Consider the following 26,839-nt stretch of genomic DNA (forward strand, 5'->3'; position numbering starts at 1 on the left):
GCTGAAGCCCGGCCTACGCCGGATCAGATGGTAGGCCGGGCTTCAGCCCGGCATCCCTTCGTCACTCATCGACCTCCGCATCCAGGAGTTCCATATTCAGGCCGAGGCCGCGGACTTCTTTCACCAGAACGTTGAACGATTCCGGTACGCCCGCTTCAAAGTTATCCTCGCCCTTGACGATCGACTCATAGACCTTGGTCCGGCCGGCGACGTCATCCGACTTCACCGTCAGCATCTCTTGCAGGGTGTAGGCGGCGCCGTAAGCTTCCAGAGCCCAGACCTCCATCTCACCAAAGCGCTGACCACCGAACTGCGCCTTACCACCCAGCGGCTGCTGGGTAACCAGGCTGTAGGGGCCGGTCGAACGCGCGTGGATCTTATCGTCCACAAGGTGGTGCAGTTTCAGCAGGTACTTGATGCCCACGGTCACCGGACGCGCAAATTGCTCACCCGTACGACCGTCGAACAGAACCGACTGTCCGCTTTCCGAGAAGCCCGCACGCACCAGCGCGTCGTTGACGTCAGCCTCTTTGGCACCGTCAAAGACCGGGGTTGCGATCGGAACACCGCGGGTCACGTTGCCCGCTGCTTCGACCAGCGTTTCCTCGTCCATGCCGGTGATGCCTTCTTCGTAGACATCTTCGCCATAGGCCAGCTTCATCGCCTCGCGCACCGGGGTCAGGTCGCCGGAACGGCGGTATTCACCCAGAGCTTCATCGATGTTCAGACCCAGACCGCGCGCGGCCCAACCCATGTGGGTTTCAAGGATCTGACCAACGTTCATACGCGAAGGCACACCCAGCGGGTTCAGACAGAAGTCGACCGGGGTCCCATCGGCCAGGAACGGCATGTCTTCCATCGGAACAACCTTGGAGATCACACCTTTGTTCCCGTGACGACCGGCCATCTTGTCGCCCGGCTGCAACTTGCGCTTCACGGCGATGAAGACTTTGACCATCTTCATCACACCCGGCGGCAGGTCGTCGCCACGGCGGACTTTCTCGACCTTGTCTTCAAAACGGGCGTCCAGAGCGCGCTTTTGCACTTCGTATTGCTCGTTCAGGGCCTCGACGATCTGTGCGTCCTGCTCGTCTTCCAGCGCCAGCTGCCACCATTGACCACGGGTCAGGGTGTCCAGCAGATCCTCGGTGATCACCGACCCTGCCTTGACACCTTTCGGGCCTTTGACAGCGGTTTTACCCAGGATCAGACCTTGCAGACGCGCATAGATGTTGCGGTCAAGGATCGCCAGCTCGTCGTCCCGGTCACGGGCCAGACGTTCGACTTCCTCACGCTCGATCTGCAGCGCACGCTCGTCTTTCTCGACACCGTGACGGTTGAAGACGCGAACCTCGACGACCGTACCGTAATCGCCCGGCTTCACGCGCAACGAGGTGTCGCGCACATCAGATGCTTTTTCACCAAAGATGGCGCGCAGCAGCTTTTCTTCCGGGGTCATCGGGCTTTCGCCCTTCGGAGTGATCTTGCCGACCAGAATATCGCCCGGCTCAACATCCGCGCCGATGTAAACGATGCCCGCCTCGTCGAGGTTGCGCAGCGCTTCTTCACCGACGTTGGGGATGTCGCGGGTGATCTCTTCCGGGCCCAGCTTGGTGTCACGGGCGGCGACTTCGAATTCCTCGATATGGACCGAGGTAAAGACGTCGTCACGCGCGATACGTTCCGAGATCAGGATCGAGTCTTCGTAGTTGTAACCGTTCCACGGCATGAACGCGACGACCACGTTCTTACCCAAGGCCAGTTCACCCATATCGGTCGACGGACCGTCGGCAATGACCTCGCCCTTCTGGACGGTGTCACCCACCTTGATCAGCGGACGCTGGTTGATGCAGGTGTTCTGGTTCGAGCGCTGGAACTTACGCAGACGATAGATGTCAACGCCAGCGTCACCCAGTTCCAGATCCTCGGTGGCACGGATAACGATACGCTGGGCATCGACCTGGTCGATGATGCCGGCGCGTTTCGCCTGAATCGCAGCGCCTGAGTCGATCGCGACCTTCTCCTCGATCCCGGTACCGACCAGCGGTGCCTCGGCCCGCAGCAGCGGAACCGCCTGACGTTGCATGTTCGAGCCCATCAGAGCGCGGTTGGCGTCGTCATTTTCAAGGAACGGAATCAGCGAAGCCGCGACCGAAACCAGCTGTTTCGGCGACACGTCGATCAGGTCCACATTCTCGCGCGGGGCAAGGGTGTAGTCGCCTGCCTGACGGGTCGAAACCAGATCGTTGATGAACTTGCCGTTCTTGTCCAGCGTCGCGTTCGCCTGCGCCACGGTGTGACGCATTTCCTCGGTCGCGGACATGTAGTGAACCTCATCGGTCACCTCGGCGTCCTTGACGACGCGGTAAGGTGTTTCGATGAAGCCATACTTGTTCACGCGGGCGAAGGTGGCCAGCGAGTTGATCAGACCGATGTTCGGGCCTTCCGGCGTTTCAATCGGGCACATCCGGCCATAGTGGGTCGGGTGCACGTCGCGCACTTCAAAGCCCGCACGCTCACGCGTCAGACCACCGGGGCCAAGCGCCGAAAGACGGCGTTTGTGGGTGACTTCCGACAGCGGGTTGGTCTGGTCCATGAACTGCGACAGCTGCGACGAGCCGAAGAATTCACGCACAGCAGCAGCAGCCGGTTTCGCGTTGATCAGGTCCTGCGGCATGACGGTGTCGATCTCGACCGACGACATACGCTCTTTGATCGCGCGCTCCATGCGCAGCAGACCGACGCGGTACTGGTTTTCCATCAGTTCACCGACCGAACGCACACGACGGTTGCCGAGGTGGTCGATATCGTCCACGTCGCCTTTGCCGTCGCGCAGTTCGACCAGAGCCTTGACGCAGGCCACGATGTCTTCGCGGCGCAGGGTACGCAGGGTATCCGGCGCGTCCAGTGCCAGGCGCATGTTCATCTTCACGCGGCCAACGGCGGACAGGTCATACCGCTCGCTGTCGAAGAACAGGGTGTCGAACAGGGCCGACGCCGCTTCGACGGTGGGCGGTTCACCCGGACGCATGACGCGGTAGATATCCATGAGCGCGCTTTCGCGGTTCATGTTCTTGTCCTGCGCCATGGTGTTGCGCATGTAGGGTCCGACATTGACGTTATCGATGTCGAGAACCGGAATATCGGTGATGCCCGCGTCGATCAGTTCCTTCGCGGTACCGCCGATCAGGTCGCCATCCTTGTCATATTCCAGCGTCAGTTCGTCACCGGCTTCGACATAGATCGCGCCGTTTTCTTCGTTGATGATGTCCTTGGCGACAAACTTGCCAACGATGTGATCGAACGGAACCAGCAGTTCTGTGACGGTGCCCTCGTCGATCAGCTTCTTGACCGCGCGCGGGGTGACTTTTTTGCCTGCCTCGGCAATCACCTCACCTGATTTCGCGTCGATCAGGTCATAGGTCGGACGGGTGCCGCGAACACGCTCGGGGAAGAACGGCGTGACCCAGCCCTTCTTCTTGTCCAGCTTGTAGGACACGGTTTTGTAATACGCGTCCATGATCGCTTCCTGATCCAGACCCAGCGCATAAAGCAGGGTTGTCACAGGCAGTTTGCGGCGGCGGTCGATACGGGCGAACACGATATCCTTGGCATCAAACTCGAAGTCCAGCCAGCTGCCGCGATACGGGATGATGCGGCAGGCAAACAGCAGCTTGCCCGAGGAATGGGTTTTACCCTTGTCGTGGTCAAAGAACACACCGGGCGAGCGGTGCATCTGGGAGACGATCACACGCTCGGTGCCGTTGACGACAAAGGTGCCGTTCGGGGTCATCAGGGGCATGTCGCCCATGAAGACATCCTGTTCCTTGATGTCTTTTACCGATTTCGCGCCGGTGTCCTCATCAACATCGAACACGATCAGGCGCAGGGTAACCTTCAGCGGTGCGCTGTAGGTCATGTCGCGCTGCATGCACTCTTCGACGTCGTATTTGGGTTTCTCCAGATCGTATTTCACGAACTCCAGAACAGAGGTTTCGTTGAAATCCTTGATCGGGAAAACCGATTGGAACACGCCTTTGATGCCTTCGCCGTCTGTGGGCTGTTCTGCATCGCCGGAGCGCAGGAAAAGATCATAAGAAGATTTCTGTACCTCAATGAGGTTCGGCATCTCCAGTACTTCGCGGATTTTGCCGTAATATTTACGAAGACGTTTCTGGCCAAGGAACGTTTGAGCCATGTCAGATGTCACCTTTCGATGTTCTCAGCGGGCAAAGACACCGTCGGGCCCCGGCATCTTGCACAATCGAGACAACACGTCCGGATCAATTCGTGGCCACCGTCCCGAAGGCGGCCTCCCGATCCGAAAACCGTGTCTTAGAAAACGCCCCATTCCGTGAGGCCCTTTCTAAGACAGGTTCGGCTGGACCCGGATTTCTCCGGATCCAGCCAAAATTTTCGGCGCATCAGCGATGCGCCTGAGACCAGGCTTAGGCCAGCTCGACTTCGGCGCCAGCTGCTTCCAGCTTGGCTTTGACGTCTTCGGCTTCGTCTTTCGACACGCCTTCTTTGATCTTGCCGCCGGCTTCGACCAGTTCCTTGGCTTCTTTCAGGCCCAGACCGGTGATGCCGCGAACTTCTTTGATCACGTTGATTTTCGAAGCGCCGGCGTTCTTCAGAACGACGTCGAATTCGGTTTTTTCTTCCTCAGCTGCGCCACCGGCGTCGCCACCAGCTGCTGCGACCATTACGGCGCCGCCAGCTGCGGGCTCGATGCCGTATTCGTCTTTGAGGATGGTTTTCAGTTCTTGTGCTTCCAGCAGGGTCAGACCCACGATGCTTTCTGCGAGTGCTTTCAGATCAGCCATTTTATCAGCTCTTTCCGTTTACAATGTGTGTTCCAACGTCAGGGTAGGTACCCTACGCAGATCATTCAGTGCCAACCGCTTACGCAGCTTCCGCCTTCTCTTCGATGGTGGAAAGGATGCTTGCGATATTGCTTGCAGGTGCGCCAATCGCGCCGGCGATGTTCGAAGCAGGTGCGCCAATGCAGCCCACGATCGAAGCAATAAGCTCCTCGCGAGACGGCATTTTCGAAACGGCTTCAACGCCTTTGCGGTCCAGAGCGTTCTCGCCCATTGCACCGCCGAGGATTTCAAATTTCTTGTTATCCTTGGCGAAGTCCTCGGCCACCTTGGCTGCTGCCACGGGGTCCTCGGAATAGGTCAGAACGGTCATCCCTGTCAGCAGGTCGGCCATGCTTGCACACGGCTTACCCTCGAGGGCGATTTTGGCGAGCCTGTTCTTGGCAACACGCACGGAGCCACCCGCGTCACGGGCACGTGCGCGAAGGTCCTGCATCTCGGCAACTGTCAGACCGGCGTAGTGGGCAACCACTACGACGCCAGAGCTTTCGAAGATTTGGCCGAGTTCCTCGACCACTTTCTCTTTCTGGGCTCTATCCACAGTTCTCTCCAAGTTAGGGGTGAGTTCTCACCCCGGCTCATATTTGCCGCGGCTTGCGCCCCGGCGTTCAGGTCCGTTGTTACGGGATTGGCCAAAACTCGCCCGAGGGTGGGACCCTCAGAATTCTTTGGTCTTACCCGTCTCAGGCAGGGAATTAAGGGGCCATATGGCACCACCCACCGTCTTGGACGAAACAAAATAAAGCGCACGACGAATCGCACGCTTTATTCCGCAGGTCTACTTAGGACAGATGGCCGGGGTTTCCAAGAGGTAAATTGGGATTAATCAGACGCAACAAGGGATGACCAGAACCACAAGATTAAGTGCGGTGACGAGCAATTGATTTGGTCGAATTTCAGGGCTGAGCGCAAAATAGTTCGTGACATTGTTCCAAGTTCAAGACTATAACCCGACAATTTTTCTCAGAAACAAGAAGAATCAGAACAAATGTGCAGAATTGCCGCCTATTGCGGACCAAGTATCCCGCTTGAAAACATCGTCATCCGGCCCCAGCATTCCTTGCTGGAGCAAAGCCAGCACGCGGCCGAAGCTAAACTTGCCGTCAATGGCGATGGCTTTGGTATGGCCTGGTACGCAGACCAGGATCGCCCCGGCCTGTACAGGGATGTCCTGCCCGCGTGGTCGGATGGTAACCTGGTCGATCTTTGCAGGATGATAAAATCCTCGCTGTTTCTGGCCCATGTCCGCGCGTCGACGTTCGGCGAAGTGTCGCGCGCAAACTGCCACCCTTTCACGTTTGGCAAATGGTCCTTCATGCATAATGGCCAGATTGGCGAGTTCGGGCGTTTGCGAAGACGGCTTGAATCCTCACTGCCGGACGAACTTTATGCGGCGCGGCGCGGGTCGACGGATTCAGAGCTTCTGTTTCTGCTCCTGCTGGCAAACGGGCTGGATGATGCGCCGCAGGACGCTGTTGTCGCAACTCTGCGTCAGATCGATGCGCTTGACGGTCATCGGACGCAACCGGATCGCATGGCCGTCGCCTTTTCGGATGGGCAGAACCTGTATGCCTTTCGGTATTCCAGCGATCAGCGCAGCCCGTCCCTGTATTTCGGGGAAGGTCTGGACCACGGCGGCAAGGTCATTGCGTCCGAGCCGCTGGACAAGGGCACAGGAAAATGGACGCCCATTGAAGACCGGAGCTTCTTCACCCTGACCGGAGATACAGCCAGCCACACCGCGTTGCCGTTCAGTTAAACGAAAACGGGCGGTCCGTTTGGACCGCCCGCAACATTGCTTTGACGAAGATCAGACTTATTCGCCCGAAGCTTCTGCCACATCAACGGTCACGCCGGGGCCCATGGTCGAGCTCAGCGCGATTTTCTTCATGTAGGTGCCTTTGGCACCCGACGGCTTGGCCCGGGCAACAGCCGAGACGAAGGCGCGAATGTTTTCGACCAGCTTGGCTTCGTCAAACGACGCTTTACCAACACCTGCGTGTACAACGCCGCCTTTTTCCGCCTTGAACTGAACTTCACCGCCTTTGGCTGCTTCCACGGCTGCTTTCACGTCCATGGTCACGGTGCCAACCTTGGGGTTCGGCATCAGGTTGCGGGGGCCCAGAACCTTACCCAGACGACCGACGATCGGCATCATGTCCGGGGTTGCAATGCAGCGATCAAATTCGATGGTACCGCCCTGAATGGTTTCCATCAGGTCTTCTGCGCCAACGATATCCGCGCCTGCTTCTTTCGCTTCGTCAGCCTTCGCGCCACGTGCGAACACAGCAACGCGCATGTCTTTGCCTGTTCCGTTCGGCAGGCCGACAACGCCGCGCACCATCTGGTCTGCGTGACGGGTGTCAACGCCCAGGTTCATCGCGATTTCGATAGTCTCGTCGAATTTCGAAGTTGCATTGGCTTTGACCAGGGCAACAGCTTCGTCCACCGACAGGTTTTCCTTGCCAGCGACGGCTTCGCGCGCAGCGCGGGTACGTTTACCGAGTTTTGCCATCTTACTTCACCTCGATGCCCATGGAGCGGGCCGAGCCCAGGATGATCTGCATTGCGCCTTCGACGTCGTTGGCGTTCAGATCTTTCATTTTGGCTTCGGCGATTTCACGAACCTGCTTGGAGGTCACGGTTGCCACGGTCTCGCGACCTGGGTTTTCCGCGCCGCGGGGGCGGTTACGCTTACCGACCGGCTTAAGACCAGCAGCTTTTTTCAGGTAATAAGACGCGGGCGGCGTCTTGATGTCCATGGTGAAGGACTTGTCCTGATAGTAGGTGATCACGGTCGGGCACGGCGCGCCGGGCTCCATATCTGCGGTCTTGGCGTTGAACGCCTTGCAGAATTCCATGATGTTGATGCCGCGCTGACCCAGCGCCGGACCAACTGGCGGCGACGGGTTCGCCTGACCTGCAGGAACCTGCAGTTTCATTGTACCAGCAAGCTTCTTGGCCATTTGGTTTTCCTTTCAACTAGGGTGAAACGCGTCTCACCCGGATTTTGTTGCGTGGTCCGGCCCGGGATCGCGACCCCGGTAACCTCCCACGAGAGAATCTCGCCCGAAGACGATAGAGGCGGCGTTTACAGGGGATCATGGGGGTTGGCAAGTGGCCTGCCTTTCAATTCGGGATCACCGAATCGAGTTTAAAGTCGATGACCAACATCATTGAAACCCGTGGGCAAGAAACTGCCACCCTTTCCGGCCAACCCAAGGAGTTACAAGTCGGCATGAACCCCAAGGTATCACTGGATGTTAAAGGCTTAAATCGCTTGAGCAATATCGGCGAATCCGTCGCCTGGCGGTAATCCCCTCAGGGCGTCGATCTTTGAAGTAGTATAAATGACCGAGCCATGCCGTAGCTGTGCTATACTTGGGCAGAACAAATTTGTTCGGAGGTTCGTCATGATATTTCGTTTATTAACTACTCTAATCGCTGCGCTGTCTTTTGCAGCGGCCGTTCCCCAGACCGCGCGGGCCGATGCGGGCGACTTTATCGGCGGTGCTGTCGTTGGCGGGGTCGTCGGATACGCGATCGGCAAAGACCAGCAAAAGAAAAAGTCCCGGTCTTCGAGCCAGACCTACCGGTCGGGCATTCCATCGACCTCGCAAGGGGCGCAAACGCAGACCGCGCTCAACTATTTCGGCTATAACGCCGGGCGTGTCGATGGGCAGGTCGGGCATGGAACCCGGTCGGCGATCGAACGCTACCAGGTGTCCATGGGCTATCCTGTGAATGGCTATGACTTCCAGCCCTATCAGTATGACTTTCTGATGCAGGCCTATTACTGGGCGACAAGCGGTGGGCAGGCGGCAACCCAGCTTTCGGGTCAACCGCTTTTGATGGCCTATCGCCAACAGGTGCAAACCGGCTCTGCCTTGGCGGCTGCACCTCAGACCCAGGCACCGGCCATCCCGGTTATCACGCCTCAACAGGCCGAACCCGCAACAAGCGCCACTGAAACCACGACAGCCAGCCTGCCGAGCCTGTTTTCCGGCGGAACCGGAGGCCCGTCGCTGGCCAATCGGTGCAGCGGGGTCATGCTGCAAACGTCGACCAATGGCGGCTATACGACCCTGTCTAACATGTCCGATCCTGACTTTGCGCTCAGCGAACAATTCTGCCTTGCCCGCAGCTATGCGATGGCACAGGGCGAAGAGCTGATGCAGGGCATTCAGGGTCTTACACCCGATCAGGTCGCAGACCAGTGCGCCGCCTTTGGCGACATGTTGGCACCGCAAGTTGACGCGCTGTCTATCAACTCGAAATCAGAGGCTGAAACCCAGGTGCGCAAGCTTGCCTTGGATTCGGGTCTTAGCCCTGCTGATCTTGCCGCAACCAGCAAGGTCTGCCTTGCGATGGGATATCGTCAGGACAACATGGATACCGCAGTTGGGTCTGCGCTGATGCTGGTTGCCATGGGTGAACCCGCATACGGAGAACTGGTCGGTCACCATCTGCGCGAAGGCTTTGGTGTTCAGGCGCGCCGCGATCTTGCGATGCAATGGTATGATGCAAGCCTTTCGGCGCTGGATGCCGGGTCGCAGGCGGTCTTCCTGCCGTCCCAGACCGACCGCCCGCAGCTTTTGCGCGCAGCCATGGTTCAGTCGCAGTAAGCCCAAACGCGAAACGGCGTCGAGACTCCGCGTCTTAAACTAAACCGCCGCGGTGCCAAATGCACCGCGGTGTTACGCTTCCATAATCAAACAAGAACCCGGCCTACAAAAGGCACTGCGTTCTGGTCGTCAAAAGCTTGCTGGGCGTTCTTTGGGGCGAAACATTGCTGGCTGTACGCCCCTCTGGCTTATCACAATGATCTGACACAAGAATACGAGCCCTGAAATCACGTGCGAGTGGAACTTATCCGACAACGTTGAAGGCCGCATTCGCCAATATTCTAGAATTTCACATTGTGTTTGCTAAAGAACTCTTTCATTTTTTCGTCGAGAAACCCTTTACCAGCCGCAATTTGCACAAGTTCAAAAGCGCAGCCATTGTTCACTTCAACCACAACCGGGCCATTCTCAGTAAGAGCGATATCCGTTGATCCAAAGTGATTTTCTGCGTGCAACAAAGCGATTTCTTGGTTCAGCTTTTTCAGTTCAGCCCAGAATGGCAGTTTTTCACCAATAAGAGTGCGGTCGCATTCCGGCAGAGAGCTAAGTTCAACTCGGCGACCGTCTTCAACTGAGGCTATGGCCTTAACCTCGCCGGTTTCCGGGTTCAGGTTGCAAAGAAGGTTGCCGGGCCGCCAGAAGTTGTCCGCAACATTCCCCGCAAGTGGCAGCTTTAGCATTGTAAACGGAACGGAAAGTTGATTGTCGTCGATAATGTTCAAACTGCGCACGGTCGCAATAGCGTCGGTAATACCGTCAAAAAAACCATGTGGTTTCAGACAGTCCTGAAAGATGTAGGGGATTTCACCAAGTGTCGAATTTGCGAAGTCCTCGTAGGTTTGAGGTTCCTGCCCGTCCAGAATGACATGCGTATCAGTATGCCCCGAAATGCGCATGGCACCTGCGCTCCACATCCCGACGATAGGTTTCGCGAAAGCCGAGCATGACGCGTGGGTCGAAAAGAAGGACTTCAAGTCTTCGGCGTTTGTCAGTTTTGGCGTTCCACCGAACTGGCGCGCGCTGCGATCAAAGACAGCCAAAGTTTTCGGCACGGGCAGCCTGTTGTGTTCGAGGAAACACGCAGACAACCATTTGTCTTCGGTGAGGGCCTGCCATTGACTGTTGTTGCAAGCATTTACAAGCGGCCAGTGGACATGAGATGAAACGAACTCCTCACGCTCAATATCAGACCAACGCTCCCGATCATAAAGCTCGTAAAGAAAGTACTCGTAAAACCTCAGCTTTCCGCGTTTCTTGCGAAGCTTGAAAAAGTCAAAGGCCAGCGAAAATGGACTTCTCCCGGTCCGTCGAGCAACTTCGACAAGAAGACTGGAAACATTGGGTGTTTCTTTGCTTTTGACGGCCAACACATCTTGCGCAAAAGCTGTCATTTTCAAGTAATCCCTCAATTGTCGCCGTTCTGGAAATAATCAACAAATTGTGTCGATACTTTGGCGCAGGTAGATCGTTGTGCTTTCTGCGGCACAGATACGAAAACGCCGCTATGCTTTCACATCGCGGCGTTTCGAATTTCTTTGGAAGCGCGCTTAGCTTTGCTTCGTGACCTGAGTAAAGTCCAGCTCAACTGGCGTTTCGCGGCCGAAGATCGAGACCGATACTTTCAGCTTCTGCGCCTCGTCGTCCACGCCTTCGACCATGCCGTCGAAATCCTCGAACGGGCCGTCGTTGACCTTGACCTTCTCGCCGATCTCGAAGGTGATCATCAGCTTGGGCGCTTCTTCGCCTTCCTGAACGCGGTTGAGGATCTGGTTCACCTCGGCGTCGCGCATCGGCATCGGGCGGCCCTGCGGACCCAGAAAACCGGTGACGCGGTTGATCGAGTTGATCAGGTGATAGCCCTGATCCGACATTTCCATATGCACCAGCACGTAACCCGGCATAAAGCGGCGTTCGGTGGTGACCTTCTTGCCCCGGCGCACTTCGATCACCTCTTCGGTGGGCACCAGAACTTCGTCGATATCGTTCTCAAGGCCCTGTTCAGCCACCGACGTGCGGATCTGCTCTGCGATCTTCTTTTCGAAATTCGAAAGAACGCTGACCGAGTACCACCGTTTCGCCATGAACCTGTCGTCCTTGTTTGTCTTCGGGGCATCACATATTGCGGACACACCCGTCATTTAAATCCTGTCACGTCATCCGGAATAAAAAGCGGCGCGTGACCCGAATCGCCACACGCCCATTCCGAATATGCGTCACCTACTCTGACATCGCGCGAGGTGCAAGGGGCAGTCGTATTTGCCCCCGCCTGAACCGGCTTAGCCGAAAGCGCCCAGAATCAGCTGAAGGCCGCCCCGGATACCCAGATCGACCAAAGCAAAAAACACAGCTGTCAGCGCCGCCATGATGAAGACCATGACCGTGGTCAACAGCACTTCGCGCCGGGTCGGCCAGACGACCTTGGAAACTTCGGCACGGACTTGCTGAATGAACTGGATCGGGTTGGTGGTGGCCATTTGGCGTGTTCTCTCTGCTTGCGGATGGGCCGGACATAGCCGGGCATTGCGGCAATTTCAAGGGCGCTTGGATGAACTCTGCGCGTATCGGGCGATTGGTCAGGGTTTGGGTTTGTCGTCCCACTCGTCACTCAGGATGCGGCGCGCATCGCCATCGGGGTCTTCGTACTGATTGGAACGAACGGTATAGATAAAGGCGACCAGACCAACGCCCCCCAGAAACAGGGAAATCGGGATCAGATAGGCAAGCACTTCCATCAGGGTTACCTCAGCCGCAATGCGTTCAGCGATACGGTAATGGACGAGGTCGACATCGCCAAGGCCGCGATCAGCGGTGTCGCCAGTCCGATCACGGCCAGCGGAACGGCAATCACGTTGTAAACGGTTGCGATCTGGAAGTTCTCGCGAATGCGACGGGTGGCCTTGATGGCCGTATCGCAGGCATCCGCTATGGGCAGAAGGTCATTACCCAGAAGAACGATGTCCGAGGCAACCCGCGCCGCATCCAGCGCCGAGGCCGGAGAGATCGACACATGTGCCGCCGCCAAAGCAGCCGTATCGTTCAGGCCGTCCCCCACCATCAGAACTTTGCGGCCCTGGTCCCTGAGGTCCTGAATGCGCTGTGCCTTGTCCTGCGGCAAAGCCTCGGCGACCCAATCCGTTATTCCCAGCTTCTCGGCCAATGCGCGCACGGCACCTTTCGAATCCCCCGAGATCAACAGCACATGCTTGCCCGACGCGCGCAACGCTTCCACCGCCTCGTCCGCGCCCGGGCGCAACGCGTCCGAGAAGCGGAACGCCAAGGGCGCATCGTCGCCAATTGCAAGCCAGGCGGACGTTTCCGCGCCCTGCTGTGCGCCAACCCATGCGGCCCGGCCCAAACGAACGCGTTGACCGCGGTATTCCCCTTGGGTGCCGTATCCCGGCACTTCGGTTATGTCCCGGACGTTAGCAGGTTTGATCCCGGCCTGCCGCGCGGCCTTTGCCAATGACACGGACAAGGGATGCGCGGAGGCCTCGGCCAAGGCCAGCGCGACCTCGACCTGTGCGCGGGCGTGGTCGCCAAGATTGACCAGTTCCGGCGCACCCGAGGTCAGCGTGCCCGTCTTGTCGAACACCACGGTGTCGGTCTCGGACAACCGTTCGAGCGCGGTTGCGTGCTTGATCAGCATACCCTTGCGGAACAACCGGCCCGAGGCAGCGGTGGTCACTGCCGGAACAGCCAGACCCAAGGCGCAGGGACAGGTGATGATCAGAACCGCCGCGGCAATGTTCAGAGCGGTGCGCAAATCGCCCGAATAGATGTACCACCCCACAAAGCTGAGCGCCGAAAGGATGTGGACACCGGGCGCATAAAGCTTGGCGGCCTTGTCGGCCAGCGAGGTATAGCGGGACCGCCCCGATTCTGCGATGGCCACCAGATCCGCCATCCGGTGCAGCGACGTATCCTGACCCACTGCTGTGGCGCGCAGGGTCAGCGGACCTGTCAGGTTGACCTCGCCCGCGCTGACCAGCTGGCCGGCTTCGGCAAATACCGGCAAGGTTTCCCCCGTCAACAGCGAGCGGTCCAGTTCGGACTGACCAGACACGATCTGACCGTCCACCGGCATTCGGCCACCGGGGCGCACAAGGATCAGATCACCGACCTTCAGATCGGCCACCGCAACTTCGGCCTCCACCCCGTCCACGATGCGGATCGCGCGCGGCACTTCCAGAGCGGTAAGCTCTTCTGCGGCGGATCGGGCTGCGGCGCGGGTGCGGTAGTCCAGATACCGGCCCGCCAGCAGGAAGAATGTCAGGGTCAGCGCGGCATCGAAATAGGCGTGCTCTCCGCTCAGCGCGGTCTCCCACAGGGATGTGACCAGCGCCAGCAGGATCGCCAGCGTGATCGGCACATCCATGTTCAGCCGCCGCACCCGCAGGGCGCTCCAGGCGTTGGCAAAGAACGGTTGAGCCGAGAAGGCAATGGCAGGCAGCGCGATTGCAGCGGAAATCCAGTGGAACATGTCGCGCGTCGCGTCTGTTGCACCGGACCAAACCGACACCGACAACAGCATCACGTTCATGGATGCAAACCCGGCGACGGCCAGTCGCATCAGCAGGTCACGTCCCGCCTTGTCCGCCTGTGTTGCCGACAAAGCGCCGGGGTCAAGCTCATGCGCTTCGAAACCTGCCCGTTCAAGCACCGGGATCAGATCGGCCGCGCGGGTATCCGGCGCGGCTTTGATCATCGCCCGTTTCAAAGTCAGGTTGACGCGCGCGTCTTCGACACCGGGATGGGCGTTCAGTTCGCGTTCGACCGTCGCGATACAGGCCGAGCAGTGGATGCCCGGCAGCGACAAGGCGATCTGCACATCGTCCGGAATCGGGCGCGCGGGCTCTGCCGGGGTTGCCAGACACCCCGGACAGGCCGCCGTACCGGATGAAAGCTGCGCCGTCATCGGCTACCCTTTCACATACAGCGGAACGCGCTGCGAAAACTCGGCACCACTGCCGTCACGCGCGACCAACCGGATGTTCCAGTTGCCCTTGCCCAGCGTGGCAGGCGTGGCATAGGCCGCGCCGTCAAAGGTGAAATCCGGTGCGAAATCGTCCCGCACATGGGTCGCGCGGCCAACCACCGCCTGCAATTCGCTGACCTGAACCGGCGCGCCGGTCGCGTCCGTAATATGCAGGATCAGAAGACCACCTTTGGTTTCTGCGCGAACCGTCCAGCCCAATGCCTGCTGCTCTTTCAGGCGATCGTTGAACTCCTGGCTGGCAACGTAGGAATTCTTGACCTCCAGCCCGGGAAACGTTTTCACCGCATTATAAGCCAGCACGAGGTTCACCGCGATGATCACGCCAAAGGCACCGACAAACACCGCCAGAGCGTGCTTTCCGGTGAATTTACGTTCGGCCATGATCAGTTCCCCCGTCCGTTGAACGTGGTGTCTTTGTAAGCGCGTTCGCCGCTGCTGAGGTCTTCGACCCAGATCCGTACAGGTGTCGCTTCTGCTGCCGCCGGACCGCTGTCACGGGATGCCACGATATATACACGGGTCAATTGTGCCGTATCCGCCGTGACATTCACAGTATCGATCTTGGTTCCCTCAATTTCCAGTCGCATCGACGGATCGCCCGCCAGAGACAATTTGAACAGGCGGTCCTCACCGTGCTTGTTGCGCAGTCTGACGTCATAGGTGTTCCGAATGGTGCCATCCGACAGGGTGACAAAGGTCGGGTTGCGCACGGGCGCTACGGTCAGATCGATGTCAGAGCGAATGAACAGGGCGAACAGCAGCGCAAACCCCACCAGTGACCACAACGAGGTGTACAGGATCGTACGGGGCCGGAAGATGTGTTTCCAGACATTCTTGGGCGGCTGGCCCGAGCGTTCGCGCGGCTCGTCGCTGAGCGCCATATAGTCGATCAGCCCGCGCGGTTTGCCGATCTTGGCCATCATGTCATCACACGCGTCGATACACAGGGCACAGGTGATACATTCAAGCTGCTGACCATCCCGGATATCGATCCCAACAGGGCAGACATTCACGCAGGCCATGCAGTCGATACAATCCCCCAACTCGGAATCAGCTGTCCGCTTGCCTTTGCCGCGCGGCTCACCACGCCATTCGCGGTATCCCACGACCAGCGTGTCTTCGTCCATCATCGCGGCCTGAATGCGCGGCCAAGGACACGCGTAGATACAAATCTGTTCGCGGGCGAACCCGCCGAAGAAGAAGGTCGTACCAGTCAGAACCAGCATCGTCGTGTAAGCGATGGGATGCGCGTTACCCGTCACAAGATCGCGGAGCAGCGTCGGCGCATCCGCAAAATAAAACACCCAGGCGCCGCCGGTGGCCAGACCGATCAGGAACCAGGTCACCCATTTCGTCACCCGGAGCCGTGCCTTGCGGAAATCCAGCTTTTCCTGACGATGCAGGCGCAAACGGGCGTTCCTGTCGCCTTCGATCCAGCGCTCGACCAGAATGAAAAGGTCAGTCCAGACCGTTTGCGGGCAGGCATACCCGCACCAGACCCGCCCCAGCGCAGATGTGAACAGGAACAGACCCAGCCCCGCCATGATCAGCAGGCCCGCCACGAAATAGAACTCGTGCGGCCAGATTTCGATCCAGAAGAAATAGAAGCGCCGGTTTGCCAGATCCAGCAGCACGGCCTGATCCGGCAGGCTGGGGCCACGATCCCATCTGATCCAGGGCGTTACATAGTAAATGCCCAGTGTCACGATAAGGATGATCCATTTCAGGTTCCGAAATGGCCCGGAAACGCGTCTTGGAAAGATCGGTTCTCGTGCGGCGTATAGGCTGGGGGTGGGGTTGGAATCGCTCACAGGCTGGCTCCGGTACTGGCTCTTCTGAGTGTGTGTTCTTCCAGATCACGCGCATAGCAACTTTGACATGGGTCAAAACGCGCATCGTACAGACACCTTTTATCACATTTCCCGTGCCTGACGCCTCAACCACGTCACAAATGTCTTTACTGCGGGTCTAAGTGCCGAATTTGGCGTCACAATATGGTAACCGCGCGTATCCGGCTCTGCATAAAGCTCGACAATACGACCGGCCTTGATGTCCGGCTCGACGAAATGTCGCACTGTGACAGTGACCCCCTGCCCGGCCCTCAGTCCGTCCAGTACCAGGTTTCCCGGCAACTCGGTGCGCCCGGCGCCGCGTTCGGGACCAGCACCATGTTCGGCCAACCAGGTCGTCGCCTCGGTGGTTCCGATTTCCTCAAGCCAGGGCAGCCGGGCCAGCTCGGTCGGAGTCCATGATGTCTTTTCCCCCAGCAGTTTCGGGGCGGCGACGATGACCACGGGCGACTGCAACAGCATTTCAGATTGCACACCGGTCCAACCGCCGGGGCCGTACCGAATGGCAATATCGATCCCACCCGGTCGCAGTTCGACAATTTCCGCAGTAGGATCGAGGATCAGGTTCACCTCGGGGTGGGTTTCGCGAAAGGCAGGTAGGCGCGGCATCAGCCATGAGGCTGCAAAAGAAGATGTCAGCGACACGTGGACCGGGCGATCCTGACCAGACCGCGCCAAATCCCCCACTGCCACCTCGATCGCGCCAAACCCCAGTTGCAGGGCTCGGGCCAGGTGCTCGCCATCGGCGGTCAGGGTCAGGGCCTTGCCCGTTCGATCCAGCAAGGCAGCACCCAGGTGTTTCTCAAGTACACGCAACTGCTGGCTAATTGCCGCATGGCTTACGTTTAACGCAGCCCCAGCTTCGACGACGTTGCGCTTTTCAGCAAATGCCGCAAACGCCCTCAGCGCGGCCAACGGGGGAAGCGACAACCAGTTCATATGTAATCCTGACTTACACTATGGAATGGTATTTGAGTCGCATTCAGCACCGCAAAGGTCAATCTTTATTGCAGAGATACCCTTGCAGAGGAGACCAACCATGCTGACCGTTTTTGCCAGATCTTTCATGACCGCAACCCGGATCAATGCGCCGCATATTCGCGATGCGCCAAAGCCGGGTCACCGCAAACGCCGTTGGCTGCCGGAAGGTCATTGGTGGATTAAAAACCCGCGCGAGGTGGATCCGAGCAACTTTTGACGCAAGGAACAGTAAACCTGAATCTGGACCACAGGTTTAAGTGGCCTTATTGTGGGAAAAAAGCACCGGCTGTTCAGGAAACGCGCGAACAGATGGAACAGCCGGTGCCCCAGCCTTCGGGCGGCGAACCGCCCGAAGGTGTTCTTTAGATCTTACTGACCGCCACCCAACTGGTGGACATAGGCAGATACGGCGCGAATCTGCGCCTCGGTCAGGCGGGTATCCCAGTTCGGCATGACACCAAAGCGGCTGTAAGTTACGGTTTCCGTCAGCGTTTCTTCGCTGCCACCGTAAAGCCAGATCGCGTCAGTCAGGTTCGGCGCACCCTGGAAGATATCGCCTGTGCCATCCTCGCCGTGGCAGGCCGCACAGTTGTCTTCGAAGACAACTTTACCTGCCTGCGCCGCCGCATCGTCGGTCTGGGCATTGCTCAGCGACATGACGTACTGAACCACCTGCGTGATTTCGTCGTGTTCGAGGATTTCGCCAAATGCCGGCATCTCGGAATAGCGCGCATCGTCGCTTTCTTCGTTCCGCACACCGTAGCTGACGGTGTAGACGATATCGTCCAGCGTTCCGCCCCACAGCCAGGCATCATCCAGCAGATTCGGGAAACCCGGCGCACCCTGCGCACCCGAACCATGGCATTGTGCGCACCAGGTCCGGAACACCGCACCGCCCGAGTTCACGGCATATTGCTGAAGCTCTGCATCCTTGGCGATGTCTTCCAGCGAAGTTTCCACCAGCTTGGCGTTCCAGGGCGCGTTTGCCTCTTCGAAGGCAACCATGTCCTGCTGTACGTTTTCACGGGTTGACCATCCCAGCACACCGGCTGTCGCGCCATGGACCAGGGGCCAGGCCGGAAACATGATCGTGTAGATCACGCCCCAGAAGATGGTGGCGTAGAAAGTCCATAGCCACCAGCGCGGCATGGGATTGTCGAATTCCTCGATCCCGTCCCAGCTGTGCCCGGTTGTGTTCGGATCGCCCGGCTGTTTATCAGGTGTCTTGCTCATTGCCGCGCCTCCTTGGGTGTGGCGGGTTTGTCTTGATGCCGGAAGGGGATGTTGGCGGTGTCCTTGTATTCCTTGCTGGCACCGGGGCGGAAAACCCAGATCACGATGCCAACGAAGAAGGCAAACAACACAAGCAGCATCCAGCTATCCGCGAACTGTCGAAGCAGTGTGTATTCTTCCATCACACCCTCCTGTTAACGGCTTGCATCCGGGGTAAAGGTCGAGAAATCGACCAGCGTACCCAGCATCTGCAAATAGGCGATCAGCGCATCGGCTTCGGTCAGTTCAGGCTGACCATCGAAGTTGCGCACGTTGACCTTGTCACCGTACCGCTCGAGCAGACCGTCGTAGTCACTGTCAGGATCGGCCTGCGCGCTGAAATCGGCAACCGCGTTTTCCAGCATCTCCTCGGTATATGGGGTGCCGACAACCGCATTGGTCGCCATGATGTCACCGATATACTTGCCGTCGATCTTGCGATGTTCGAGGAAGCCGTATTTCGGCATCACCGATTCAGGCACCACAGACTGAGGGTCGCGCAGGTGGTCCATCTGCCACTGATCCGAATAGCGACCACCGACACGCGCCAGATCAGGTCCGGTACGCTTTGATCCCCACTGGAACGGGTGATCATACATCGACTCAGCCGCCAGCGAGTAGTGACCGTAACGCTCGACCTCGTCCCGCATCGGGCGGATCATCTGGCTGTGGCAGACATAGCAGCCTTCGCGGATGTAGATCTCACGCCCCGCCATTTCGAGAGGGGTGTAAGGGCGCATGCCCTCCACCTTCTCGATGGTGTTCTCAAGATAGAACAGCGGGGTGATCTGCACCAGGCCACCGATGGTCACGACCAGAAAGCTGAAGATCAGCAGGAGGGTCGCGTTGGTCTCGAGGATCTTATGTTTGTCGAGAATTGCCATTGCTCCGGCCCTCCCTCTATTCAGCCGGGACCGCGACGGTCAGGCTGGCCTCTTTGGCCGGCGCTTTCCGCACAGTCATCCACAGGTTGTAGCACATGATCAGCGCACCAGCGACGAACATCACGCCACCCAGCGCACGCACCACGTACATCGGGAACTTGGCGGCCACGGTGTCAGCGAACGAGTTCACCAGGAAGCCGTTGGCATCCACTTCACGCCACATCAGGCCTTCCATGATACCTGTGACCCACATCGACGCGGCGTAAAGCACGATGCCGATCGTGGCGAGCCAGAAGTGCCAGCTGACCATTTGCAGCGAGTACAGACGCTCGCGTTTCCACAAGACAGGCACCAGGAAGTACAGTGCACCAAAGGTGATCATGCCGTTCCAGCCCAGCGCGCCAGAATGCACGTGACCAATGGTCCAGTCGGTGTAGTGGCTGAGACTGTTCACAGCACGGATCGACATCATCGGACCTTCAAAGGTGGACATGCCGTAGAAGCCGACCGAGATGACCATCATGCGGATGATCGGATCGGTGCGCAGCTTGTCCCAGGCCCCCGACAGGGTCATCAGACCGTTGATCATACCACCCCAGGACGGCATCCACAGGATCACCGAGAACACCATGCCCAGCGTCGACGCCCAGTCAGGCAGCGCGGTATAGTGCAGGTGGTGTGGACCGGCCCAGATATACAGGAAGATCAGCGCCCAGAAGTGGATGATCGACAGCTTGTAGGAAAACACCGGACGTTCGGCCTGTTTCGGGATGAAATAGTACATCATGCCCAGGAAACCCGCGGTCAGGAAGAAGCCCACAGCGTTGTGGCCATACCACCACTGGATCATGGCATCCTGCACGCCTGACCAGACGATGACCGATTTCGAACCCCAGATGCTGACCGGGATGGTCATGTTGTTGACCAGATGCAGCATGGCGACGGTGACGATAAAGGCCAGATAGAACCAGTTGGCCACATAGATGTGGGGTTCTTTCCGCTTGATGATCGTACCCAGGTAGACAGCCAGATAGGCGACCCAAACAATGGTCAGCCACAGATCGACATACCATTCTGGTTCGGCATATTCCTTGGACTGCGTTCCGCCCAGCACATAACCGGTTGCGGCCAGCACGATGAACAGCTGATAGCCCCAGAACACGAACCACGCGAGGTTTCCGCCCCAAAGCCGCGCCGCGCTGGTACGCTGAACCACGTAGAACGAGGTTGCGATCAATGCGTTACCGCCAAAGGCAAAAATGACTGCCGAGGTGTGCAACGGACGCAAACGACCAAAGTTCAGATAACCCTGCGCCCATTCGAAGTTCAGTACCGGAAACGCCAGCTGAAACGCGATAAAGGTCCCGGCGAGGAACCCGATCACGCCCCAGAAGGCAGTTGCGATCACGCCATAGCGGATCACGCCATCCATGTATTCGCCCGAGCGGTCGATCTGATTACCTGGCTCGTCAGTGTTTCGAAGCGTCCAGATGAACAGGCCACCGGCGATGAGCATCACCAGCAGCGCATGTACCTGATACGCCAAATCGCGTGCATAATTGGTTCCGATCGCTGCAAACAGCGCGATCAGACCAAGCACGATCAGCTTGATGTAATTCGACATATTGCGTCCCTTTGCCATGCCCCGCGCGCTTTTGATTCTTATGACGCGCGAAACCCATTTGACTGGCTGCCGTTCTGAAGCACGGCCACCTTCATTGCTTTGATCTGTATCAAGACAGTCCAGCGTTTTCTATGACACGCATGGTAGTAGAAAAGGGCTAACAGGTCACATGAGACCAATTGCCCGAAACATGAGGTCAAAATGGCGTACAAATCTCTTCTCACAGTCATGACCGAAACGCAGACCGCACAGGCTGCTTTGGCGCAGATTGTGGCCCTGGCTGAGGCTCAGGATGCCCATGCCGAAGTCCTGTGTCTGGGCGTCGATCGCAGTCAGACAGGTTACTATTATGCGGGTGCCAATGCTTTGATCGTTCAGGAAACGCTGAACCGGGCCAATGCCGAGGCAAAGGATTTGCTGGCCTTTGCCAATGACTATCTCGGCAAATCCGGTGTGCGTTGGTCCGCCGAACACGGCGTTGCACAAATTGCCGATATCGGGCGCCACGTCGCGCACCGGGCCCGGTTTTCCGACCTTGTGATCCTGCCGCATCCGTATGGTGATGGTCGGGGGGCCGAGGCCGAACCCATTATCGAAGCGGCCATGTTCGAAGGACATTGCCCGGTTCTTGTAGTTCCCGACAGCGGCGCGCCATTGAAAGCGCCGGGCAACATCATGATCGCCTGGAACGAAAGCGTCGAGGCCATGTGCGCCATCCGGCGGGCCCTGCCCTTCCTCAAACAGGCCGAGATCGTCCGTATTGTGGTCATCGACCCGCCACAGCATGGGCCGGACCGGTCAGACCCGGGTGGGATGCTATCCCAGATGCTGGCCCGTCATGGTGTCAAATGCGAGATCGACGTGCTCAGCAAGACCATGACCCGAGTCTCGGATATCCTTAATCGCCACGCGACGGATACCGAATCGGACATGATCGTGATGGGCGCTTATGGCCATTCCCGCTTTCGCGAAGCCATTCTGGGAGGGGCGACCCGGAACATGCTGGAACAATCCTCGGTTCCGGTGTTCCTGGCGCACTGACCCAATCAAGTTAAAAAGCCGCCTCGACAGGCGGCTTTTTTCACCCCCGGCGGATGAGGCCGATCAGGAACAACAGGATCACCGCCCCAATTGTCGCGAAAAGGATCGACGAGAACAGGCCCCCTCCAACGGAAAAACCAAGCGCCGGAAAGATCATGCCCGACAGGAACGCGCCTACGATGCCGACGATGATGTTGCCGATCAGGCCGAACCCACGGCCTTCCATGATCTTTCCCGAAAGCCATCCGGCGATTGCGCCAATGAACAGCATTGCCAACAGACTGCTGAACCCCATGCCACACTCCTATGTTAGTACGTGAACCGACCGGCTGGTCGCGGTAAGCGAACTCTGCCGAACGAAAGACTGGTCAGACCAGAAACCCGCCATCGGAATCGTCGCCTGCTTCTTCCATGAGTCGCCCAAGATCGGGGATGGTCACGTGACGTTTGCCTTCCAGTAAGATCAAACCGTCCTTTTTCAGAGCTGAAATCTGGCGGCTGACCGTCTCAAGCGTAAGTCCCAGATAATCCGCCATGGCTTCTCGGGTCAGGGGCAGATCGAACACGATCGGTCCTGACAGGCCCTTTTGACCAATCGACGCATCCCGCCGGGCAATGATCGAAATCAGGCTGGCAATCTTTTCGCGCGCTGTCTTGCGACCCAGAACCAGCATCCATTCGCGGGCGGCGTCAAGCTCGTCCAATGTCATCTGCAGCAGGCGATGCGCGATGTGAGGCGTTTCGTCCATCAGCTCTTCGAATGGTTTCTTGCGGAAACAGCACATCACGACATCCGTTGTCGCCTGCACATCGTAAGGCGCAACGTCGCGCCCCGGGCGACCGACGAAATCGCTGGGCAGAAGCAGGCCGACCATCTGGGTGCGCCCGTCTTCCATGGTTTGCGTCAGCGAAGCGATCCCCGATACGACCGAGCCGACGAAATTCATCTGGTCACCCGACCAGATGATGGTCTGACCCGCCTCGAAACTGCGGTAATATTTAATGCCGTCAAGCGCTTCCAGCTCGTCCGCGTCACAGCGGGCACAGACCGCGCGATGTCGTATCGGGCAGTCTTCGCAATTTGAGTGATCGAACTGTGCTTTTATTGTCATCTGCGTTTCCACTTGATCTCCGTCAAAGCACCTAAGTCGCCTGCCCCCTAAGGGTATCGTCATGATAGTGAAACCACAATTGGCAAAGCTTGGACTTTTTGACGCGAAAGTACCGCGTTACACAAGCTATCCCACAGCGCCCCATTTCAACAATGACGTGGGGGCGGACATGTTTGGCGACTGGATTTCGGGAATCAAACCCGGCAGCGCCATATCCCTTTATATCCACGTCCCGTTCTGCCGCAGGCTGTGCTGGTTTTGCGCCTGCAGAACGCAAGGCACACAAACCGACAATCCGGTGATTGCCTATGTGGATGTTCTGAAAGCCGAGCTGGACCTGCTGGCGGCGCGCCTGCCCGCGGGTGTGGTCCTGTCGCGCCTGCACTGGGGCGGCGGTACGCCAACGTTGCTGAATGCCCAGCTGATGCGCGATCTGGCACAGCACATTCTGGGGATCGTCCCCATGGGGCCGGATGCCGAATTCTCGGTTGAAATCGATCCAAACGAGATTGACGAGGCACGTCTGGATGCGCTGGCAGAGGCAGGCATGAACCGTGCCTCGATCGGGGTGCAGGATTTCGACGATGAAATCCAGAAAACCATTGGCCGCATTCAAAGCTACGATACCACGCGCGACGCTATCGACATGATCCGCGCACGTGGCATTGCCAGCCTGAACGCGGACATCCTTTACGGGCTGCCACACCAGACGAAGGCCCGGATGACGGAAAGCGTGCAGAAGCTTTTGTCGCTCAGCCCGGATCGCGTGGCGCTTTATGGGTATGCCCATGTGCCGTGGATGGCCAAACGGCAGCAACTGATCCCGTCGGACGCACTGCCAACGCCCGAACAACGGCTGGAACTGTTCGACACCGCCCGCCGCCTGTTCCTGTGGGACAACTACGCCGAGATCGGCATCGACCATTTTGCCACACAGGATGACGGGCTGACCCATGCCCTGCGCGCGGGCCGTCTGAAGCGGAACTTCCAGGGTTATACCGACGATCAGGCCGATGTGCTGATCGGTGTCGGGGCCAGCTCGATCTCGCGCTTTCCACAAGGCTATGCGCAGAATGCCCCGGCTACGTCTGCTCATACCAAGGCCATTCGCAACGGGCAGTTTTCGACGTCCCGCGGGCACCTGTTCAAAGGTCAGGATATTCTGCGCGCCCGTCTGATCGAAGCGCTGATGTGCGATTTCCGGATCGATTCGGCTGAAATCCTGCGCGATCACGATATCTCGGTCGCAGCGCTGAACGACATGTATCGCGCTGCCAACGCCTCATTCGACGGGCTGCTGCAAATCAGCGACGAGGGGCTGTTTATCCCCCCCGAGGCGCGCGCGCTGACCCGGATGGTTGCCCGCAGCTTTGACGCATACGACCTCAGCAAAGCCGGGCACAGCTCGGCGATCTGACCTCTCTTTTTGCGGGCAACATTCAGCCCGGAAAGCACAAAACACATCGGGGGCTTGACGCACGCCTGCGGTTTTTCCCACACTCAAGCTGTGGGGTGATGTTTCGCCCTGCGGCCTGAGGCGGGCAAATTACAGACAGTCCTAGCTGACGCGACTGCGTCGGATGGCCCTTTTCGTGCAGCCATTCTGCAACCTGAAAGAGGGACAACACTCATGCGCGTATTCACCGTCCTCGGGCCCAGCCAGTCGGGCAAATCTACCCTGGTCGAGGCCATCAGCCGCCTCGACGGGCGCCCGACCACATTCGATGTTTCCGGAACCGTGCACTTGCACGGTTTTTCTTACCTGGACGAGCCCTGGTGCGCAGTCGACGTGGATGGGGGTGGCGATTCCCTCGCTTATGTCGGGCCTGCCATGGCAATCTCGGATGCAGCCGTTATCGTGGTACCGCCCGATCCAAATGCCGCCGTGCTGTGCGCGCCTTATCTTCGGCTGGTGGAAGAGGCGGGCATTCCCTGTTTTCTTTTCATCAACCGCATGGATAACCCCAATGGCCGCATCCGCGACATCATCGCGGCGCTGCAAACCTATTGCACGCACCACATCGCCCTGCGTCAGGTTCCGATCCGCGAGGGCGACACGATCATCGGCGCGGTCGATCTGATCTCGGAACGGGCGTGGAAGTATCAGGAGGGCCAGCCGTCGGCCCTGATTGAGCTGCCCAAATCTGTCGAGGATCGCGAGCAGGAAGCCCGGACCGAGTTGCTTGAGACGCTTTCCGATTTCGATGATCACCTGCTGGAACAGTTGATCGAAGACAAACAGCCCCCAAGCGATGAGGTTTATGAGCTGGCCGCGCAAGTTCTACAGAATCATCAGTTGATCCCCGCTTGTCTGGGCGCCGCAAGCCACGGCAACGGGCTGACGCGCCTGATGAAAGCGCTGCGTCATGAGGCCCCCGAGTTTGATATTGCTGCCGGACGGGACGAGGCCGCCGAAAGCGCCCGTGCCATTGCTGGCTTTGCGGATGTCAAAAAGCATATCGGAAAGATCATCGTTCTGCGCGGCCTTGGGGACGGGGTAAAAGCGCATGAGGCGTTGGGCGGTGAAACGGTCGGCAACCTGACAACTCTGGACGCCAAGACCCAGATCGCCACGCTGGAGGCTGGGCAGATCGGACTGGCGGTCAAATCCGATCACCTCAACCCCGGATACATTTATGACAGTTCTTCTGCGACGGAACTGCCGGAATGGGCGTCGTCTCATCCGGTTGCGCATCGTCAGGTCGTCTCGCCCGCGCATGAGCGGGACGATGTGCGCCTGTCAAACGCCCTGAGCCGTCTGGCCGAAATCGATCCGGGCCTGCACCTGCAACAGGATGAGATGAGCGGTCATTCGATTCTGGGCTCGCAGGGACCGCAACATATGCGCCGCGTGACCGCCAAGCTGGCCGAGGATTTCGGGATCGAGATCGAGGCGGAACAGGTGGAAACCGCCTATCGCGAAACCATTCGCACAACGGTTGAGCATCGCCATCGCCATCGCAAACAGTCCGGCGGCGCGGGGCAATTCGCAGATGTGGTGATTTCGGTTGCGCCATTGCCGCGCGGATCGGGGTTCCAGTTCGATGAGGTGGTCAAGGGCGGTGCCGTTCCCAAGAACTACATCCCGTCGGTGGAACACGGGGCCAAGGACGCATTGGAACAAGGCCCCGAGGGCTTTCCGGTGGTTGATGTCAAAGTGACCCTGAGCGATGGCAAACACCACAATGTGGACAGTTCGGATTATGCCTTCCGGACCGCAGGCAAGAACGCCGTGCGCGAGGCATTGCCGCAAGCCAAACCTGTGGTCCTGCAACCGATCCTGAGCGCCGAGATACACTTACCCTCGGCCTTTGTGGGCGATCTCGTACCAACGATCAGCACCCTTCAGGGGCAGGTTCTGGGATTTGAGGGCAACCCGAATGCGACGGGCTGGGAGATATTCAACGCCCAGTTGCCCGCCGTTGCCGAGGACGAACTGCACCGCACCCTTGCCAGTGCCACGCGCGGGACCGGGTGGGTCAAGCTGAGCTTTGATCACTACGAGGAACTGCGCGGGCCTGTGCCCCAGTCATCTGCACGGGAAAAAGCCAGCGCCTGACGCGCGACACCG

General features: G+C 58.5%; 26 protein-coding genes. 7 read left to right on the plus strand and 19 right to left on the minus strand.

Translation table 11 applies throughout. The features are described 5' to 3' along the window. Positions 1-61: 61 nt before the first annotated feature. The 3 genes from rpoB to rplJ form a co-directional block, all read right to left on the minus strand. A complete protein-coding gene (gene rpoB / locus ACR0D9_RS11420) occupies positions 62-4,198 on the minus strand; it encodes a DNA-directed RNA polymerase subunit beta (protein WP_480488898.1) in 4,137 nt (1,378 codons plus the stop codon). Between the two features lie 250 nt (positions 4,199-4,448). Beyond that, positions 4,449-4,826, minus strand: coding sequence for a 50S ribosomal protein L7/L12 (gene rplL, locus ACR0D9_RS11425; protein ID WP_209507787.1), 378 nt, complete (start codon positions 4,824-4,826; stop codon positions 4,449-4,451). A gap of 79 nt (positions 4,827-4,905) precedes the next feature. Continuing rightward, positions 4,906-5,424, minus strand: a complete 519-nt coding sequence (gene rplJ, locus ACR0D9_RS11430) for a 50S ribosomal protein L10 (RefSeq protein ID WP_209507785.1) — start codon at positions 5,422-5,424, stop codon at positions 4,906-4,908. Between the two features lie 447 nt (positions 5,425-5,871). Between rplJ and ACR0D9_RS11435 the strand changes: the two genes are divergently transcribed. Next, a complete protein-coding gene (locus tag ACR0D9_RS11435; protein ID WP_480488896.1) occupies positions 5,872-6,642 on the plus strand; it encodes a class II glutamine amidotransferase in 771 nt (256 codons plus the stop codon). A 57-nt stretch (positions 6,643-6,699) separates the two neighbouring features. On the opposite strand, the gene rplA is transcribed toward ACR0D9_RS11435, so the two are convergent. Continuing rightward, positions 6,700-7,398 carry a 50S ribosomal protein L1 gene (gene rplA / locus ACR0D9_RS11440; protein ID WP_209507781.1) on the minus strand — a complete coding sequence of 233 codons (699 nt, stop codon included), beginning with the start codon at positions 7,396-7,398 and terminating at the stop codon, positions 6,700-6,702. Between the two features lies 1 nt (position 7,399). Continuing rightward, a complete protein-coding gene (gene rplK / locus ACR0D9_RS11445) occupies positions 7,400-7,849 on the minus strand; it encodes a 50S ribosomal protein L11 (protein ID WP_010440985.1) in 450 nt (149 codons plus the stop codon). Between the two features lie 137 nt (positions 7,850-7,986). On the opposite strand from rplK, the gene ACR0D9_RS11450 reads away from it, so the two are divergent. Beyond that, positions 7,987-8,199 (plus strand): hypothetical protein, encoded by a 213-nt coding sequence (locus tag ACR0D9_RS11450; protein WP_480484696.1) that lies wholly within the window; start codon positions 7,987-7,989, stop codon positions 8,197-8,199. Positions 8,200-8,296: 97 nt separating this feature from the next. Continuing rightward, entirely contained in the window at positions 8,297-9,508 is a 1,212-nt protein-coding gene (locus ACR0D9_RS11455; RefSeq protein WP_480484695.1) for a peptidoglycan-binding domain-containing protein, read from the plus strand. 281 nt (positions 9,509-9,789) lie between these two features. On the opposite strand, the gene ACR0D9_RS11460 is transcribed toward ACR0D9_RS11455, so the two are convergent. The 8 genes from ACR0D9_RS11460 to ACR0D9_RS11495 form a co-directional block, all read right to left on the minus strand. Further along, positions 9,790-10,899, minus strand: coding sequence for a sugar-transfer associated ATP-grasp domain-containing protein (locus ACR0D9_RS11460; RefSeq protein WP_480538839.1), 1,110 nt, complete (start codon positions 10,897-10,899; stop codon positions 9,790-9,792). A gap of 156 nt (positions 10,900-11,055) precedes the next feature. Next, positions 11,056-11,589 carry a transcription termination/antitermination protein NusG gene (nusG, locus tag ACR0D9_RS11465; RefSeq protein WP_209507773.1) on the minus strand — a complete coding sequence of 178 codons (534 nt, stop codon included), beginning with the start codon at positions 11,587-11,589 and terminating at the stop codon, positions 11,056-11,058. 195 nt (positions 11,590-11,784) lie between these two features. Next, positions 11,785-11,982, minus strand: coding sequence for a preprotein translocase subunit SecE (gene secE / locus ACR0D9_RS11470; RefSeq protein WP_170427365.1), 198 nt, complete (start codon positions 11,980-11,982; stop codon positions 11,785-11,787). A gap of 99 nt (positions 11,983-12,081) precedes the next feature. Then, complete coding sequence (gene ccoS / locus ACR0D9_RS11475) at positions 12,082-12,240, minus strand: cbb3-type cytochrome oxidase assembly protein CcoS (RefSeq protein ID WP_209507770.1); 159 nt, start codon at positions 12,238-12,240, stop codon at positions 12,082-12,084. Positions 12,241-12,245: 5 nt separating this feature from the next. Beyond that, a complete protein-coding gene (locus ACR0D9_RS11480; protein WP_480538841.1) occupies positions 12,246-14,423 on the minus strand; it encodes a heavy metal translocating P-type ATPase in 2,178 nt (725 codons plus the stop codon). Between the two features lie 3 nt (positions 14,424-14,426). Next, positions 14,427-14,885 carry a FixH family protein gene (locus ACR0D9_RS11485; protein WP_209507766.1) on the minus strand — a complete coding sequence of 153 codons (459 nt, stop codon included), beginning with the start codon at positions 14,883-14,885 and terminating at the stop codon, positions 14,427-14,429. A gap of 2 nt (positions 14,886-14,887) precedes the next feature. After that, entirely contained in the window at positions 14,888-16,315 is a 1,428-nt protein-coding gene (gene ccoG, locus ACR0D9_RS11490) for a cytochrome c oxidase accessory protein CcoG (RefSeq protein WP_267363520.1), read from the minus strand. Positions 16,316-16,417: 102 nt separating this feature from the next. Then, a complete protein-coding gene (locus ACR0D9_RS11495) occupies positions 16,418-17,293 on the minus strand; it encodes a LysR family transcriptional regulator (protein ID WP_480538843.1) in 876 nt (291 codons plus the stop codon). Positions 17,294-17,393: 100 nt separating this feature from the next. Here ACR0D9_RS11495 and ACR0D9_RS11500 point away from each other — a divergent pair, with 100 nt between their 5' ends. Beyond that, positions 17,394-17,552 carry a hypothetical protein gene (locus ACR0D9_RS11500; RefSeq protein ID WP_480484690.1) on the plus strand — a complete coding sequence of 53 codons (159 nt, stop codon included), beginning with the start codon at positions 17,394-17,396 and terminating at the stop codon, positions 17,550-17,552. 152 nt (positions 17,553-17,704) lie between these two features. Here the strand turns inward: ACR0D9_RS11500 and ccoP are convergent, their stop codons facing one another. From ccoP to ccoN, 4 genes are read right to left on the minus strand one after another with little or no spacing between them, the layout of a single operon-like run. Then, positions 17,705-18,568, minus strand: a complete 864-nt coding sequence (gene ccoP / locus ACR0D9_RS11505) for a cytochrome-c oxidase, cbb3-type subunit III (RefSeq protein WP_480488888.1) — start codon at positions 18,566-18,568, stop codon at positions 17,705-17,707. Further along, on the minus strand, positions 18,565-18,750 hold the full coding sequence (locus ACR0D9_RS11510; protein ID WP_209507756.1) for a cbb3-type cytochrome c oxidase subunit 3: 186 nt from the start codon (positions 18,748-18,750) through the stop codon (positions 18,565-18,567). Before ACR0D9_RS11510 ends, ccoP begins: the two co-directional genes overlap by 4 nt. A gap of 12 nt (positions 18,751-18,762) precedes the next feature. Then, positions 18,763-19,491: a cytochrome-c oxidase, cbb3-type subunit II gene (ccoO, locus tag ACR0D9_RS11515; RefSeq protein WP_209507754.1), complete on the minus strand. Its 729-nt coding sequence runs from the start codon at positions 19,489-19,491 to the stop codon at positions 18,763-18,765. Between the two features lie 16 nt (positions 19,492-19,507). Next, positions 19,508-21,115 (minus strand): cytochrome-c oxidase, cbb3-type subunit I, encoded by a 1,608-nt coding sequence (gene ccoN, locus ACR0D9_RS11520; protein WP_480488886.1) that lies wholly within the window; start codon positions 21,113-21,115, stop codon positions 19,508-19,510. 201 nt (positions 21,116-21,316) lie between these two features. On the opposite strand from ccoN, the gene ACR0D9_RS11525 reads away from it, so the two are divergent. Beyond that, on the plus strand, positions 21,317-22,156 hold the full coding sequence (locus ACR0D9_RS11525) for a universal stress protein (RefSeq protein WP_480538845.1): 840 nt from the start codon (positions 21,317-21,319) through the stop codon (positions 22,154-22,156). Between the two features lie 40 nt (positions 22,157-22,196). On the opposite strand, the gene ACR0D9_RS11530 is transcribed toward ACR0D9_RS11525, so the two are convergent. Together ACR0D9_RS11530 and fnrL are read right to left on the minus strand one after the other, a co-directional pair. Beyond that, a complete protein-coding gene (locus tag ACR0D9_RS11530; RefSeq protein WP_209598278.1) occupies positions 22,197-22,451 on the minus strand; it encodes a GlsB/YeaQ/YmgE family stress response membrane protein in 255 nt (84 codons plus the stop codon). 73 nt (positions 22,452-22,524) lie between these two features. Further along, entirely contained in the window at positions 22,525-23,268 is a 744-nt protein-coding gene (fnrL, locus tag ACR0D9_RS11535; protein ID WP_267363531.1) for a transcriptional regulator FnrL, read from the minus strand. A gap of 61 nt (positions 23,269-23,329) precedes the next feature. Here fnrL and hemN point away from each other — a divergent pair, with 61 nt between their 5' ends. Then, complete coding sequence (gene hemN, locus ACR0D9_RS11540) at positions 23,330-24,685, plus strand: oxygen-independent coproporphyrinogen III oxidase (protein WP_480538847.1); 1,356 nt, start codon at positions 23,330-23,332, stop codon at positions 24,683-24,685. A 213-nt stretch (positions 24,686-24,898) separates the two neighbouring features. After that, positions 24,899-26,827: an elongation factor G gene (locus tag ACR0D9_RS11545; protein WP_480538849.1), complete on the plus strand. Its 1,929-nt coding sequence runs from the start codon at positions 24,899-24,901 to the stop codon at positions 26,825-26,827. Positions 26,828-26,839 lie beyond the last annotated feature (12 nt).

The organism is Ruegeria sp. AK11, assembly GCF_056541095.1.

What these genes read in the sequence shown, in the direction of transcription:
- rpoB (WP_480488898.1), bottom strand. Translation starts at nt 4,198, where the DNA reads ATGGCTCAAACGTTCCTTGGCCAGAAACGTCTTCGTAAATATTACGGC.
- rplL (WP_209507787.1), bottom strand. Translation starts at nt 4,826, where the DNA reads ATGGCTGATCTGAAAGCACTCGCAGAAAGCATCGTGGGTCTGACCCTG.
- ACR0D9_RS11435 (WP_480488896.1), top strand. Translation starts at nt 5,872, where the DNA reads ATGTGCAGAATTGCCGCCTATTGCGGACCAAGTATCCCGCTTGAAAAC.
- rplA (WP_209507781.1), bottom strand. Translation starts at nt 7,398, where the DNA reads ATGGCAAAACTCGGTAAACGTACCCGCGCTGCGCGCGAAGCCGTCGCT.
- rplK (WP_010440985.1), bottom strand. Translation starts at nt 7,849, where the DNA reads ATGGCCAAGAAGCTTGCTGGTACAATGAAACTGCAGGTTCCTGCAGGT.
- ACR0D9_RS11450 (WP_480484696.1), top strand. Translation starts at nt 7,987, where the DNA reads ATGGGGGTTGGCAAGTGGCCTGCCTTTCAATTCGGGATCACCGAATCG.
- ACR0D9_RS11455 (WP_480484695.1), top strand. Translation starts at nt 8,297, where the DNA reads ATGATATTTCGTTTATTAACTACTCTAATCGCTGCGCTGTCTTTTGCA.
- ACR0D9_RS11460 (WP_480538839.1), bottom strand. Translation starts at nt 10,899, where the DNA reads ATGACAGCTTTTGCGCAAGATGTGTTGGCCGTCAAAAGCAAAGAAACA.
- nusG (WP_209507773.1), bottom strand. Translation starts at nt 11,589, where the DNA reads ATGGCGAAACGGTGGTACTCGGTCAGCGTTCTTTCGAATTTCGAAAAG.
- secE (WP_170427365.1), bottom strand. Translation starts at nt 11,982, where the DNA reads ATGGCCACCACCAACCCGATCCAGTTCATTCAGCAAGTCCGTGCCGAA.
- ccoS (WP_209507770.1), bottom strand. Translation starts at nt 12,240, where the DNA reads ATGGAAGTGCTTGCCTATCTGATCCCGATTTCCCTGTTTCTGGGGGGC.
- ACR0D9_RS11480 (WP_480538841.1), bottom strand. Translation starts at nt 14,423, where the DNA reads ATGACGGCGCAGCTTTCATCCGGTACGGCGGCCTGTCCGGGGTGTCTG.
- ACR0D9_RS11485 (WP_209507766.1), bottom strand. Translation starts at nt 14,885, where the DNA reads ATGGCCGAACGTAAATTCACCGGAAAGCACGCTCTGGCGGTGTTTGTC.
- ACR0D9_RS11495 (WP_480538843.1), bottom strand. Translation starts at nt 17,293, where the DNA reads ATGAACTGGTTGTCGCTTCCCCCGTTGGCCGCGCTGAGGGCGTTTGCG.
- ACR0D9_RS11500 (WP_480484690.1), top strand. Translation starts at nt 17,394, where the DNA reads ATGCTGACCGTTTTTGCCAGATCTTTCATGACCGCAACCCGGATCAAT.
- ccoP (WP_480488888.1), bottom strand. Translation starts at nt 18,568, where the DNA reads ATGAGCAAGACACCTGATAAACAGCCGGGCGATCCGAACACAACCGGG.
- ACR0D9_RS11510 (WP_209507756.1), bottom strand. Translation starts at nt 18,750, where the DNA reads ATGGAAGAATACACACTGCTTCGACAGTTCGCGGATAGCTGGATGCTG.
- ccoO (WP_209507754.1), bottom strand. Translation starts at nt 19,491, where the DNA reads ATGGCAATTCTCGACAAACATAAGATCCTCGAGACCAACGCGACCCTC.
- ccoN (WP_480488886.1), bottom strand. Translation starts at nt 21,115, where the DNA reads ATGTCGAATTACATCAAGCTGATCGTGCTTGGTCTGATCGCGCTGTTT.
- ACR0D9_RS11525 (WP_480538845.1), top strand. Translation starts at nt 21,317, where the DNA reads ATGGCGTACAAATCTCTTCTCACAGTCATGACCGAAACGCAGACCGCA.
- ACR0D9_RS11530 (WP_209598278.1), bottom strand. Translation starts at nt 22,451, where the DNA reads ATGGGGTTCAGCAGTCTGTTGGCAATGCTGTTCATTGGCGCAATCGCC.
- fnrL (WP_267363531.1), bottom strand. Translation starts at nt 23,268, where the DNA reads ATGACAATAAAAGCACAGTTCGATCACTCAAATTGCGAAGACTGCCCG.
- hemN (WP_480538847.1), top strand. Translation starts at nt 23,330, where the DNA reads ATGATAGTGAAACCACAATTGGCAAAGCTTGGACTTTTTGACGCGAAA.
- ACR0D9_RS11545 (WP_480538849.1), top strand. Translation starts at nt 24,899, where the DNA reads ATGCGCGTATTCACCGTCCTCGGGCCCAGCCAGTCGGGCAAATCTACC.